At 65.5% G+C, this 13,687-nt stretch carries 11 protein-coding genes; 4 read left to right on the forward strand and 7 right to left on the reverse strand.

Translation table 11 applies throughout. From position 1 onward, the window contains the following. Positions 1-185 precede the first annotated feature (185 nt). From U1R88_RS30640 to U1R88_RS30665, 6 genes are all read right to left on the reverse strand, one after another. Positions 186-542: a hypothetical protein gene (locus tag U1R88_RS30640; RefSeq protein WP_322434716.1), complete on the reverse strand. Its 357-nt coding sequence runs from the start codon at positions 540-542 to the stop codon at positions 186-188. Between the two features lie 364 nt (positions 543-906). Then, complete coding sequence (locus U1R88_RS30645) at positions 907-1,716, reverse strand: MBL fold metallo-hydrolase (RefSeq protein WP_322434718.1); 810 nt, start codon at positions 1,714-1,716, stop codon at positions 907-909. Between the two features lie 118 nt (positions 1,717-1,834). Further along, positions 1,835-3,184, reverse strand: a complete 1,350-nt coding sequence (locus U1R88_RS30650; protein WP_322434720.1) for a virulence factor family protein — start codon at positions 3,182-3,184, stop codon at positions 1,835-1,837. Continuing rightward, the gene (mprF, locus tag U1R88_RS30655) at positions 3,184-5,853 is read right to left on the reverse strand and encodes a bifunctional lysylphosphatidylglycerol flippase/synthetase MprF (protein ID WP_322434722.1); all 2,670 of its coding nucleotides are present in this window, start codon (positions 5,851-5,853) and stop codon (positions 3,184-3,186) included. Before mprF ends, U1R88_RS30650 begins: the two co-directional genes overlap by 1 nt. Positions 5,854-6,053: 200 nt before the next feature. Beyond that, complete coding sequence (locus U1R88_RS30660; protein WP_322434724.1) at positions 6,054-6,965, reverse strand: sugar kinase; 912 nt, start codon at positions 6,963-6,965, stop codon at positions 6,054-6,056. Positions 6,966-6,996: 31 nt separating this feature from the next. Further along, a complete protein-coding gene (locus tag U1R88_RS30665) occupies positions 6,997-8,199 on the reverse strand; it encodes a pyridoxal phosphate-dependent aminotransferase (RefSeq protein WP_322434725.1) in 1,203 nt (400 codons plus the stop codon). A 290-nt stretch (positions 8,200-8,489) separates the two neighbouring features. Between U1R88_RS30665 and U1R88_RS30670 the strand changes: the two genes are divergently transcribed. From U1R88_RS30670 to U1R88_RS30685, 4 genes are all read left to right on the forward strand, one after another. Further along, positions 8,490-9,599, forward strand: a complete 1,110-nt coding sequence (locus tag U1R88_RS30670; RefSeq protein ID WP_322434726.1) for an acyltransferase family protein — start codon at positions 8,490-8,492, stop codon at positions 9,597-9,599. Between the two features lie 319 nt (positions 9,600-9,918). Then, positions 9,919-11,721 carry an IlvD/Edd family dehydratase gene (locus U1R88_RS30675; RefSeq protein ID WP_322434727.1) on the forward strand — a complete coding sequence of 601 codons (1,803 nt, stop codon included), beginning with the start codon at positions 9,919-9,921 and terminating at the stop codon, positions 11,719-11,721. Positions 11,722-11,820: 99 nt separating this feature from the next. After that, positions 11,821-12,522, forward strand: a complete 702-nt coding sequence (locus U1R88_RS30680; protein ID WP_322434728.1) for a DUF2865 domain-containing protein — start codon at positions 11,821-11,823, stop codon at positions 12,520-12,522. A gap of 37 nt (positions 12,523-12,559) precedes the next feature. Then, complete coding sequence (locus U1R88_RS30685) at positions 12,560-13,222, forward strand: GNAT family N-acetyltransferase (protein WP_322434729.1); 663 nt, start codon at positions 12,560-12,562, stop codon at positions 13,220-13,222. 11 nt (positions 13,223-13,233) lie between these two features. Here U1R88_RS30685 and U1R88_RS30690 read toward each other — a convergent pair whose 3' ends face one another. Beyond that, a complete protein-coding gene (locus U1R88_RS30690; protein WP_322434730.1) occupies positions 13,234-13,683 on the reverse strand; it encodes a group II truncated hemoglobin in 450 nt (149 codons plus the stop codon). Positions 13,684-13,687: the final 4 nt, after the last annotated feature.

Raw genomic sequence — 13,687 nt, forward strand, 5'->3', positions numbered from 1 at the left:
TCGCCCAAAACTGCCTCCAAAAAGCAGCCTTGAATCAATCCCGAGCCTTGCCGTCAAGCTTTGTCCACGAGGCCTAGTATGTCTGCTATCGAGTTTCAGGCGCAATTACGATGACAGCACATTTAAATTTCGTGAGATTTGCCCTCCTGAATTGAATGTACTGTTCATCACAATTCCCGGACACCTCACCGCACGCAAATCTTCGCGATATCGTTCACCCAGCAGGCGCCCTTGCGCATGAGCGTTCCCAGCGAAGCGTTGGCGTGCATTTCCTTGCGATCCTCATTCCACTTGGCCTCCGCCGTGTCTCCATTCACATCGACATAGGCGAAATAAAAGCCCTTGCGGGGGATCGGCTGGTCATCCCGAAGAACGCCCAGGGCAAAGGATCCTTCTCCCATATCCTCGACATTGCAGCGGCCGTGGATATAGGTCTTGCCTTTGACCGTGAGTTCGCACTGGGCCCACCGGTCCACGGCGTTCGCCGCACTCCCCGTCAAAGCGCATAGGGCGATAGCGCCAGCCACGACGATCGATCGCATGGTCTACCTCCTCGTGTGCCCGTGAGACTGCGTCTTTTGGGCGGACATCTCAAAGCCTCCGCATTTTGAAATGGTCGCATGGGTTTCGGATATGTTGCCTTGCACGCGCCTGTCGGGTGCAGAACGCTGGTGAAGATCGAACGGTATGTTGACCATGCCATGAGGCCTGCGAATGACGCGCCGCCTCTGGGCACGATCGGTTGAGAACCAAAACTCGCATCAGCTATTCACCGAACTATACCAGAAGACGCTGGTCCGCTGACGGCCCCAGTTTGGTCGTTTCGGGCTCGCGTCCAAATCGTCGTTCCAGGGGATGAATTGGTATGGCGGCAACTGCCTCTTCTTTAATCGCAGCTTGCCGATACTACAAAGGCTCGAAACGGAAGCCGTTTTCCGCGCGTGAGAGGCGGCCGACGCCGGGCGAGTCGAGATGGGCGCCTGCAACGCAATATCCGCCGTCGGCTGCCAGGGCCATGAGGCGCATGCGGCTTTCGCGCGCCTGTTCCTGGTCGGCGTCGAACTCCCAGGTCAGCTCCGGCCTGTCGAATTGAAGCGATGGGACATGCACCGTGTCGCCCCAGATCAGGATCGTCTCGCCCTCGCTGGTGACGCGAAAACACGTATGGCCGGCCTCGTGGCCCGGAGCGGCCAGGGCCTCGATACCAGCCCCCAGGAATTGCCCCGGCTCGAAGGGTTCCGCTCTCTCGTGGAACCGTTCGAGCCGGGCTACGTCCCGGAACAGGCCGAGTTCTGCCCGGGGTACGAAGAGACGGGAGAGGTTGGGGAAGGCATCCTCACCATTGGGCAGAATGAGCCCGTGAATATGGTCGAGATGCGTGTGGGTAAAGGCGACGGTCCTGATACGGCCGGCGGCAATGCCCGCCTCGCGCAGGGCCTGGGGCAGGAAGCCCATGCTCGGATGCCAGGCGTTCGATGATCCGCTGTCGATCAGCGTAACGGCCTCGCCGTCATCGATGGCGAAGGCGTTGACCGATAGCCTCAGTCCGCCCTCGACGAGATGAAGCTGGGACGGCAGGTCGGGGCCGAAGGGGCGGTCGCCCGGCTGGCGCAACCGGGTGACGGGCATGTCGACATAGCCGTCCCGGAGGGAAATCAACGCCAAGCGACCGAATTTATAGGCGGCATGATGCTCGCCGGCAGCAACGCGCTTCATCGATGTCTCCTGTAAAGGTCGCCCTCCCGCGTGGTGCCGGGCGTTACGCCGCGAGACGACGAACAGCCATTCCGTCGTGCCAGGGAGCCTGAAGATGGACCCGGGCCGATGTTCCCAGCTATTTCTTCAGCCGATCCAGGATCGCCCGGGCCACTGGCTCGTAATTGCCGTCGAAATGATGCCCGCCCGGGCGTTCCACCAGCGTGGCCTTGCTCATTTCGGGGAAGACGCAGGCGGTGCCGTTCTCCACCACTTCCTCCTTGCCGTAGAAGCACATGGTCTTCTCGAAGGGCAGGCCGGGCAGATAGGGCTTGAGGTCGACGTCCGAGGAGGAGGCGACGCCGAGCCAGCCGGAGACGGAGATCTCGAAATCGGCGGTCGGCTCCAGGCCCAGCATGGCGAGGAGATTGATCTTCTTCTGCATGGGCGGCGGCAGCTTCTGCCAGACGAAGGGGATCACGTCCGCGCCCAGGGAATAGCCGATCACGGCGACGCGCTTGGCGCCCCACAGCTTGGTGTAGTAGCCGATGATGCGGGTGAGGTCGCCGGCGATGACGTCAGGCTCCTTGGTGCTCCAGAAATAGCGCAGCGAGTCGACGCCCACCACGGCGACGCCTTCCTTCTGCAGGATCTCGCCGATGGTCTTGTCGATGTCGCGCCAGCCGCCGTCGCCGGAGATGAAGATGGCGAGGCCCGTCGGCGGGCCCGAGGCCGGCAGCTCCACCAGGGGCAGGTCGCCGAGTTCCTGGTTGGGCGGGGCGCCCATCTCGACGGCGGCCTTCACCGCGGCATCGGTGAGGGCGTCCGGGCCGCCATCGGCGACGATGGACTGGGCGTCCTTGGTGCCGGCGACGAAGGCCTGGGTGGTGGCGTCAGGGGCGGCGGCGCCGACAAAGGTCCAGCGCCCGGGCACCTTGGCGAGGGGCTTGTACTGCCATTTGCCGTCGGCCGCCTTGGAGACGGGCGCGCCCTCGCACATGCGGAGCTTCGACGCCATCTCGTCGGAAAAGCCGGTGGAGACGGCGCCGGCGGCGGTGTTCTCCGGCGCCTGGGCGAGATTGATATAGGCGAAGGTGCCGCCCAGCGTGCCGAGGCCCACCACAACCGGCCAGCGCCAGGTCTGCATGCCCAATTGGCGCTGCGCCTCGCGGGCCGAATCCTCGATGTCGCCGAAGGCGTAGTGGCAATCCTCCTCGTCGCCCTTGGCGAGGCCGTCGATGAAGGCCTGGCTGTCGATCAGCATCACGGCGGCGCCCTGGTCCACCAGTTTGTCGGCCACGGCCCGGTAGGCCGGCGTCAGCCCGTCCTTGTCGGAGAGCAAGGCGACGAATTTGGTGGGCTCCTCCTCGGGGGCGAGCACGGTGACGGTGCCGAGGATCTCCTCCTGCACCTTGATCTCGCGCGGGGCCGCCAGGGCCGATGCCGTGGAGGCCAGCAGGGCGAAACAGAACAAGGCGATGCGGCGCATCAACTGGCCTCCTCGGGCAAAGCGCGTCTCGGGCTCGAAGCGATCAAGCCGGTAACATCCATGAGAATCTGCGGTAGGGCCAAGCCCCCCGGAAAGGCAAGATATTTCGGGCGCCAATCCGGCTTGAACTTGTCCTTGTAGGCCCTGAGGCCCTCGAAATTGTAGAAGCGGTCGCCGCGCTTGTAGACGAAGGAGCCGACGCGGCTCCACAGCGAGGCGAGGCGGTGGCGCGGCAGGCCGGAAAGCGGCGCCATGCCGAGATTGAACCAGGCGAAGCCCTCGCTTTTGGCCTGGGCCAAGAGGCCGATGAAGAGCAGGTCCATCATGCCGGCCGGGCCCTGCGGCAGATAGCGCATCAGGTCGACCGTGTATTCCTGTTTGTCGGCGCCGCGCCAGATATTGGCGAAGGCGACGATGCGGCCGTCCTGGCGGATCACGGCCTGGTCGTAGCGGCGGATATAGTCCGGCGACCAGAAGCCGAGCGAAAAGCCCTTCTCCTTATTGCCCTTCTCATCGAGCCAGGCGTCCGACACGGCCTGCAACTCGGGCAGGATAGCCTCGACTTGCGCCGCCGGCACGATCTCGAAGGAGGCGCCGGAGCGCTCGGCCTTGGCGCGGGCCTGGCGCAGGCGCCGGCCCTCGCTGCCTTCCAGCGTGAACTTGGTCAGGTCGACCCAGGCCTCCTCGCCGAGCTTGGCGAGCGAAAAGCCGGCGTCGAGATAGGCAGGCAGGTGGCCGGTGGTGACCTGGTAGAACACCGGCGTGCCGCCATTGCGGTCCACCAGCTCCTTGAAGCGCCAGACCATGGCGTCGACCTCGTCCTCGGGCGCCACCGGATCGCCCATGGCGATCCAGCTGCGCCCCTGCACGCCATACATGGTGAAGCCCTTGCCGCTGGCCGAGAGCAGGAAGCGCTTGTCGCCGAGCAGGGCCAGATGGGCATCCGAGCGGGTGGAATCGCTGATCAGCGGCACCAGCGTTTCCAGCTCCTCCGGCGTCGCCGGATCGAAGGCGGCGCGGCTGGGATGCATCAGGATATAGGCGGCGATGCCGATGGCGACCACGGCCATGGCCAGCGTGGCGCGCAGGAAGCGCGGGGCATCGGCGTTATAGGCGAAATCCCACCACAGCTTGTGCTGGTAGTCGACATTGGCATAGGCGAAGAAGCCGAGCCAGATCGTGGCGCCGATGGCGACGACGCAGGCCAGGATCCACTCGAAGGAGGGCCTGACCGAGAACAGGTCGGCCTGGCGGTAGAACTCGTCCTGGTAGAGGACGAGCAGGCCGGCGACGATCGAGCAGATGATGGCCTCCTCGATGTCGAGGCCCTTGAACAGCGCGAAGACGGCGCCGGCGACCAGCAGCAGCACCGCGATGCGCTGGGCATTGGCCATGCGCCGGACCAGGCCGTAGGAGATCACCAGGAGGACCAGGCCCGAAATGCTGCCGGCCAGCTGCGAGACCTCGACGAAGGGCAGCGGGATCACGCCGCGCAGGATGGCGATGCGGTAATGCTCCTCGGGCGTGGCGCTGGAGAACAACAGGATGACGCCGCCGATGAACACCGCGATGCTGGCGGCGCGCGGGATGATCGGCCGGGCGATCTCGTGGATGGTCCGGGCGATCCGGCCCACCGAATGCTGGCGCTGGCGGATCTCGTAGCCGCCGAACATCAGGCAGGCGATGGCGAAGGGAATGACGTAGTAGACCAGGCGGAACAGGATCAGCGAGACCAGCATGTCCGCCGCCGGGATCTGCGGCTGGGCCAGGATCAGGGTGGTCTCGAACACGCCGACGCCGCCCGGCACATGGCTGATGACGCCGAGCACCGTGGCGACGGCGAACACCGCCAGGAAGCTCATGAAGCCGGCATCCGGGCCGGCCGGCATGATTAGCCAGAGCGCGCCGGCCGCGGCCACCGTGTCGAGCAGGCCCACCAGGATGGCCCCGAGCGTCGCCCCCGGGCCGGGCAGGGGCATGGCGTGCTCGCCGATGCTGATGGTGCGCGGGCGGACGGCCGAGACGATCACCCAAAGCGCGACGCCGCCGAGCACGGTGAGGCCGATGGCGAGGTTGAGGCCGGGGGCGAGCCCGTCCAGCGGGGCCAGCACCGAGGGCTGGAACAACAGGCAGATCGCGGCGACCGTGGCGATGCCGAGCCAGAAGGTGAGGGTGGTCAGGGCGCCGACGGCCAGGATCAGGCTCGGCTTCACGCCGTGCGACTGGTAGATGCGCCAGCGCACGGCCCCGCCGGTGAGCACGCCGAAGCCGAGCGTGTAGGTGAAGGCGTGGCTGATGAAGGAGGTGAAGGCGATGATCGGCAGCGGCACTTGCCGCGCGCCGACATGGCGCAGGGCCAGCAGGTCGTAGCCGATCAGGGCGCTGTAGGAGAAGGCGGTGGCGAGGAAGGCGAGCGCCACCTGGCCCCAGGCGATGCGCGAGACCGCATTGTTCACCTCCGACCAGGTGATGCCGGAAAAGATCTGGTAGAGCGCGGCGGCGGCGATGGTGAAGATGGCGAGCCCGACCAGGAGGCCGGCCTTGCTCCAGTCGATGCGCTGCAGCAGCCCGCTCTTCGGGCGCTCGGCCGTAGGGATGGCGGCGGCCGGGACCTTGGGACCGTCGTCGCGCGCCACGGCGCGGTCGAGCGAGCCCACCACTTCAGCCATGCCTTGTTCCCGTTTCAATGCGACTATCCCAGCTGCTGGATCGTTTCTATACGATCAGAGGCCCCTGTCAGCAGTAGAACGGGTTCGAAGTGGCCACCGTGCCCGGTATCCACTCCTGAATTGTTCAGTCCAGGATCAGGAGACGGGCCGTTCATGCTGACAGAACATGGCATTCCAACGGCAGCCGCGTGAATTGTGAGTCACAATCCCGCCATCGCCTCGGAAGGAATGATGGCGCCGCGATGGGTGATCACGCGCGCGGCAAGGCGGTGACCCTGCAGGGCGGCTTCCGCATTACTGCGATCGCGCCGGCGAGCGGCAAGGTAGCCGGCATTGAAGCTGTCGCCGGCGGCGGTGGTGTCGACGGGCGAGACGGCCTCGGGCACCGGCACATGGCCATCGACGCCGCCCCGGCGCAGGAAGGCGCCGTTGGTGCCGTCCTTCACCGCGATCTCGCCGATGCCATGATCGGCGAGGCGGGCGATGGTGTCCTGCGGCGTGGCATCGCCCCACAGGGCCTGCTCGTCGTCGAAGGTCGGCATGATGATATCGACCAGCGGCAGGAAACGGCCGAAAACCGTGCGGGCCCGCGCGGGATCGCCGCCCCAGCCGCGCGGGCGGTAATTGCCGTCGAAGGCGATGCTGGCGCCGGCAGCCTTGGCCCGGCCCAGCACCTCAGCGAAGCGCTCCAGGCCCGCCGGCGCATAGAGCGACAGGGTGATGCCCGAGAAATAGACGATCGCGGCGCTCTCGATGCGGGCGATCAGCGCGTCGGCCTCGGGAAGCTCGAACAGGCTGCGGGCCGGCGCGCTGTCGCGCCAATAATAAAAGCGTCGCTCGCCCTTGGCATCGGTCTCGATGACATAGAGGCCGGGCACCCGGCCGGCCAGGCGCGGCACGCCGGCCATGCCGACCTTCTCGCCGGCGGCGAGGTCGGCGATCGCCTGGGAATAGGGGTCGTCCCCCAGTGCCGTGGCATAGGCGACGTCGAGCCCGAGGCGGGCGGCGTAGACGGCGGTGTTGAAGGTGTCGCCGCCGTAGCCCAGCGACATGCCGTCCCCGCGGCGCGACAATTCCACCATGCATTCGCCGATGGAGACGAGATCGGTCATGTCGTTGTTCCTTGTGGGGCGCGCCTCAACCTCACGCACCCGTTCCCGGATTGGCGCTGAGGAATTCGCCCATGCGCGCCAGGGCCCGCCGGATGTTCTCGGCGGAATTGGCGTAGGAGAGCCGGATATAGCCTTCGCCATAAACGCCGAAATCGGGGCCGCCGATGGTGGCGACGCCGGCCTTTTCGAGCAGGGCCGAGGCAAGCGGTTTGGCCTTCCAGCCGGTCGCCCGGATGTTGGGGAAGGCATAGAAGGCGCCCTTCGGCACCACGGAACTCACGCCGGGCAATTGGTTGAGGCCGTCGACCACGATCTTTCGGCGCCGGTCGAACTCGGCGACCATCGCATGCACCGCGTCCTGCGGGCCGGTGAGGGCGGCAAGCCCGGCCCATTGCGCGCTGGCATTGACGCAGGAATAGGAATTGACTGCCAGCTTGCGGGCGGCGTCCCCCCAGGCTTTCGGCCAGAGCGAGAAGCCCATGCGCCAGCCGGTCATGGCATAGGTCTTGGACCAGCCGTCGAGCAGGATCAGGCGGTCGCGGATGGAGGGGTAGCTCAGGAGCGAGACGTGCTGGAGCCCGTCATAGCTCATCTGGCTGTAGATCTCGTCGGAGAGGATGGCGACATGGGGATGGGCTTCCAGCCCCTTCACCAGCGCGTCGATCTCGGCCTTGGGCGTGACGCCGCCCGTGGGGTTGGCCGGCGAGTTGAGGATGAGGAGGCGGGTCTTCGGCGTGATCAGGGCCAGCGTCTCGGTCGCCGAGAAGGCAAAGCCGTTCTCCTCGCGGATCGGCACCGGCACCGGCGTGGCGCCGGTGAACTCGATCATCGAGCGGTAGATCGGAAAGCCGGGATCGGGATAGAGGATTTCCGCGCCGGGCTCGCCGAACATCAGGATGGCCATGAACATGGTGACCTTGCCGCCGGGCACCACGATGACCTCGTCGGGCGAGACGGCAACGCCGGTGCGGCGCTCGACGTCCTCGGCCACCGCTTCGCGCAGGGGCAGGATGCCGGTGGCCGGCGTATAGCCGTGATGGCCGTCGCGCAGCGCCTTGATGCCGGCTTCGACGATGTGGTCGGGCGTGGGAAAATCGGGCTGGCCGATGCCCAGATTGATGATGTCGCGCCCCTCGCGTGCGAGGTCGGTCGCCCTGGCGAGCACGGCGAAGGCATTCTCCTCGCCGATGCGCGAGAAGGCCGGAACGAGATGTGGCGCGCTGGGGGAAGTCATCGGGATGGCATGTCCTGGCGGTGCAAGGCTATGGCGGGAATCGCGAGCAAGGCAAGATTTAATGCGGGCGCATCCTCCTGTCTTTGCAAATCGCAGTAGGGCGTGTGTCAAGGATGATTTCGACTTCATCCGAAAGCCGGAGTGCTGGGCAGGCCAGGCATGATTGCCTCCTTCCGAAGTCTAGTCGGCGTAGGGAGACGCCTCCATGTGGCTGAATTGACGAAACAGGCGCGATCTGGCTCAGGTTGATCTTGAACAAGATCGACGACTGAAGGTTACTGGCGATGGCCGTGACGACGCCTCAAGCGCTTGGCTCTGGGGAGCGGGAGGCCGGCCGCTCGCCGCAGCATCTGGCGTCATTGGACGGCTTGCGCGGCTTTGCCGCGCTGTCCGTGCTGATCTTCCATCTCGGCCACTGGTTCGATATCCCGGGCCTGGCTTCCAATGCCAGCCTCGCCGTCGACCTGTTCTTCTGCCTGAGCGGTTTCGTGCTGAGCCTGGCCTATGGCAAGCGCCGGCAGTCCCTGTCGTTTTCCGGCTTCATGCGCGCCAGGCTGATCCGGCTGATGCCGCTGATCGTGTTGGGGTTGGTGATCAGCGCGCTCTATGTCGGGCTGCGTTCCGGGCACCTGGAGGGCGAGGTGCCCTTTGCCGCGCTGACGCTGGCCCTGCTGCTCGGCCTGGTCAATCTGCCTTATCCCGATGCGCCCGGCGCCATCGGCGGGCCCCAGGTCTTCCCGCTGAACGGCCCGCAATATTCGCTGTTCCTGGAACTGGCCGTCAATGCGTTCTGGTGGGCGACGCGGCGGGTGAGCCAGCTCCCGCTCGCGATCGCTCTCTTCTTCGGCTGCCTGGCGGTCCTGCCCTTCACCGGTCTGGGCGGCGATACCACGGATACGTTCTGGCGCGGATTTCCGCGCGTCGGAGCCTCCTTCTTCGCCGGTGTCGCCGTCTTTCACCTGCTCGACCGCCTGCCGCGCTGGCTGGGCGGCCCGCGCCTGTTCTGGATGCTTGCGGCGGGAATGGCGGTGCTGTTCTATCTGCCCTTCGAGGTGCCGCTCTGGATGCAGCTCGTCTGGATCGCGCTGCTGGCGCCCCTGCTGATCCTGGCCGGCGCACGCACGGCCTTGCAGGGACGGATTGCCGCCTGGTCTTCCCTCAGCGGTGACCTGTCCTATCCGATCTATTGCCTGCATTATCCGCTGTTCTGCTGGATCAACGGCCTCTATCGCCTGCGTTTCGGCGAGCAGAACGCCGGCATCGAAGGGCCGGTCGTGATCGTCATCGTCTGCGTGGCGAGTTTCGTCCTGCTCAAGCTCTATGACGAACCGCTGCGGCGGGCCCTGGCGGAGGGCGTGCGCCGCTGGACCTATCGGCCGGCATCATCCGCTGGCGCGTGAGCCTCGCCGATTGCCATCCTTCCCCGAATAATTCCCGGAGCATTCTCCCGAAAAGCCGCTGGACTTTTCGATTGAGAAAGTGTGTAGAAACAACAGCTTATCGACGGTGGTGCCGCGCGTCTGCGATTCGCGGCGATTCCGCCGGACCGCAAAGCGCCTTGGCCTCCGATCTCGCCGTAAAACGCCGCCCAAGGCATCGTCTCGCTATTCGTCGCTTAGGCGTTGCGAATAGTCTGACAAAAGTGTTAAGTCGTCTGGTTGCAGGAAGACTGCCACCTGCCGACGACGCAGGCGGGGCACGAAGACAGGGAGGCTTGCCATGGCTGACACCAAGAACAAGACGAAAAGATTGCGGTCGCAGGCCTGGTACGACAATCCGGACAATCCGGGCATGACCGCGCTCTATATCGAACGCCAGCTCAATTTCGGCCTGACCCGCAAGGAATTGCAGTCGGGCAAGCCGATCATCGGCATCGCCCAGACCGGTTCGGACCTCTCCCCCTGCAACCGCCACCATCTCGTGCTGGCCGAGCGCGTGCGCGAGGGTATCCGCGAGGCCGGCGGCATCGCCTTCGAATTTCCGGTGCATCCGATCCAGGAAACCGGCAAGCGTCCCGGTGCCGCGCTCGACCGCAACCTGGCCTATCTCGGCCTGGTCGAACTGCTCTATGGCTATCCGATCGACGGCGTGGTGCTGACCATTGGCTGCGACAAGACCACGCCCGCCTGCCTGATGGCGGCGGCCACCGTGAATATTCCCGCCATTGCCCTGTCGGTCGGCCCGATGCTCAACGGCTGGTGGCATGGCGAGCGTACCGGTTCGGGCACGGTGGTCTGGAAGGCGCGCGAGATGCTGGCCACCGGCGAGATCGACTATGAGAACTTCATGGAGATGGTGGCTTCGTCGGCGCCCTCGACCGGCTACTGCAACACCATGGGCACCGCCACCACCATGAACTCGCTGGCCGAGGCGCTCGGCATGCAGCTTCCCGGCTCGGCCGCCATTCCGGCGCCCTATCGAGAGCGCCAGCAGATGGCCTACGAGACCGGCAAGCGCATCGTCGACATGGTGCATGAGGATCTCAAGCCCTCCGACATCATGACGCGCGAGGCCTTCGAAAACGTCATCGTGGTCAATTCGGCCATCGGCGGCTCCACCAATGCGCCGATCCACATCAACGCCATCGCCCGCCATATCGGGGTCGAGCTCGACATCCGCGACTGGCAGACCGTCGGGCACAAGGTGCCGCTGCTGGTCAATTTGCAGCCGGCCGGCAAATATCTCGGCGAGGACTACCAGCATGCCGGCGGCGTGCCGGCGGTGGTCGCCGAATTGATGAAGCACAAGCTCATCCACGAGAATGCGCTCACCGTGAACGGCAAGTCGATCGGCGAGAACTGCAAGGATGCCAAGATCGAACTGCCCGACGTGATCCGCAGCTTCGACACCGCGCTGGTGCAGGATGCCGGCTTCATCGTGCTCTCGGGCAATCTGTTCGATTCGGCGATCATGAAGACCAGCGTGATCTCCAAGGAATTCCACGACCGCTATCTCGCAGATCCCAAGAACCCCGGCGCCTTCGAGGGTCGGGCCATCGTGTTCGAGGGCCCGGAGGACTACCATCACCGCATCGAGGATCCCTCGCTCGGCATCGACGAGCATTGCATGCTGTTCATCCGCGGCACCGGACCGATCGGCTATCCCGGCGCGGCGGAAGTGGTGAACATGCAGCCGCCGGCGGCCCTGATCAAGCGCGGCATCACCTCGCTGCCCTGCATCGGCGACGGGCGCCAGTCGGGCACGTCGGGCTCGCCTTCCATCCTCAACGCTTCGCCGGAAGCGGCGGCCGGCGGCGGCCTTGCCATCCTGCAGACGGGCGACAAGGTGCGCATCGACCTCAACAAGGGCGAGGCCAATATCCTGATCTCCGACGAGGATCTGGCCAAGCGCCGCGCCGATCTCGCCGCGGCAGGCGGCTTCCATTATGCGCCGAGCCAGACGCCCTGGCAGGAAATCCAACGCGCCATGGTGGATCAGCTCGGCGACGGTATGGTGCTCAAGCCCGCGGTCAAGTATCAGAAGGTCGCCCAGACCTATGGGGTGCCCCGCGACAATCACTAATCGGTGACAAACTGCCACCGACATGATTTTGACGGGATGCTCGCATAGAAGGCAGGGCCGGTTGTTGCCGGCCCTTCACGCTCTGCCAGGACCCGTGCCATGACCTTGAAACGCCTTGCCGCTCCGCTTGCCGCCGGATTGCTCCTGACGGTCGCCGTGGGTGGCAGCGCTCAGGCCGGCCTGTTCGATTTCCTGTTCCGGCCGCGCCAGGAATCGCGGCCGGCACCGGCACCCGTGCCGCAACAGCAGCCGCAGCAGCAGCGTTCGCGCCCGGCTCCGGCGCCGGTGGTGAGTACGCCGAAGGCGCGTGGCTACTGCGTGCGCACCTGCGACGGTTATTATTTCGCCACTGGATTCATCCGCTCCCAGCGCGACGAGGACATGCAGACCTCGATGTGCGAGGCCTCCTGCTCGGGCGGCCAGATGGTGCTGTACAAGGCGAGCGGTTCCAATGACGGCAGCAATGGCAACACCAAGCCGGCGATCGAGTCGGCCGTCGACAAGGCCGGTGCCCTCTATACCGCGCTACCCACCGCCTATGCCTTCCGCGATAGCGAGAATCCGGCCTGTACCTGCCAGTCCAATGCGAGGGGCCTGCCGCAGATCCCGATCTCGGTCGATCCCACCTTGCGCAATGGCGATATCGTGGTGATGCCGGATGGCCTGAAGGTGTTCCGCGGTGCCGGCAATGTGCCCCATCCCGATACGGACTTCACCTCGGTCGCCTCCTCCAAGGCCCTGTCCGGCGTTGTGCGCCAGCAGGTGCTTTCGCTTGAACAACGCATCGCCACGCCGCAATAATGTGATCATCTGATTGCATCTGCGCGAAGGACATTCGATGGATCTCTCGACCTGGAAGGGCGTACCGCGCCCGGAGCGCGTGGTGCTCGATGGGCGCTATGCCCGCCTGGAGCCGCTCGATCCGGCGCGCCATGGCGCCGACCTCCTGCATTCGGCCCAGGAGCCCGGGGCCGATGGGCGCTTCCGCTATCTGTTCGAGGGCGTGCCGGGGAGCGCCGCCGACTTCTCGGCCTGGCTCGACAAGGCCTCCTCGACTGCCGATCCGCTGTTCTTCGCGGTGGTCGACAAGGCGAGCGGCAAGGCCGAGGGCCGCCAGGCCCTGATGCGGATCGACCCCGTGCATGGCGTCATCGAGATCGGCAGCATTCTCTGGGGTCCGGCGATCGCCCGCACCAGGGTGGCGACGGAGGCCCTCTATCTTTTCGCCCGCTACGCCTTCGAGACGCTCGGCTACCGCCGCTTCGAATGGAAGTGCCACAATCTCAACGAGCCTTCCAAGCGCGCGGCCCTGCGCTTCGGCTTCACCTTCGAAGGCGTGTTCCGCCAGCACATGGTGGCCAAGGGCCAGAACCGCGACACGGCGTGGTTCTCGATCATCGACGGCGAATGGCCTCGCCTCAAGGCGGGCTACGAGGCTTGGCTCGACCCCGCCAATTTCGAGGCGGACGGCCGGCAGAAGAGCAAGCTGAGCTTCGGCTGAAAAGGCTCGCTCTAGGAGCGGTTCGAACCCGCTCGATCGGCAGTTCCGTCGTTGCGATTGCGAAGCGGATTGACGTCATGCACCAGACGGGCGGCCGTGGTGAGCGCCTTCATGGCCCTGTTCTTGACCTCCGGCGGCAGGCCGGCCTGGTCGAAGGCCTTGTCCATGCTGCGGATCCAGATGTCGCGGGTCTCGGCAGTAATCGGCACGTGGGCATGGATGGCGCGGACGTCCGAATGTCCGTGGAATTCGACATAAAGGCGTGGCCCGCCGAAGAAGCCCATCAGGAAGCGGGTCTGCTCGACCCGGGAATGGGCGACACCATGGCCGTCCAGATGCAGGACATGGAGGGCAGCGGCCGCCGGATCCTGCTCGACGATGTCGTAGAACAAATCGACAAGGCGGGAGATACCGTCTTCGCCGCCCAGTTGCTGGTAAACGGAGGGAAGCTGCTGTTGCATCGTT

The sequence above is a fragment of the Labrys sedimenti genome, assembly GCF_034424805.1.
Taxonomy (GTDB): Bacteria; Pseudomonadota; Alphaproteobacteria; order Rhizobiales; family Labraceae; genus Labrys; species Labrys sedimenti.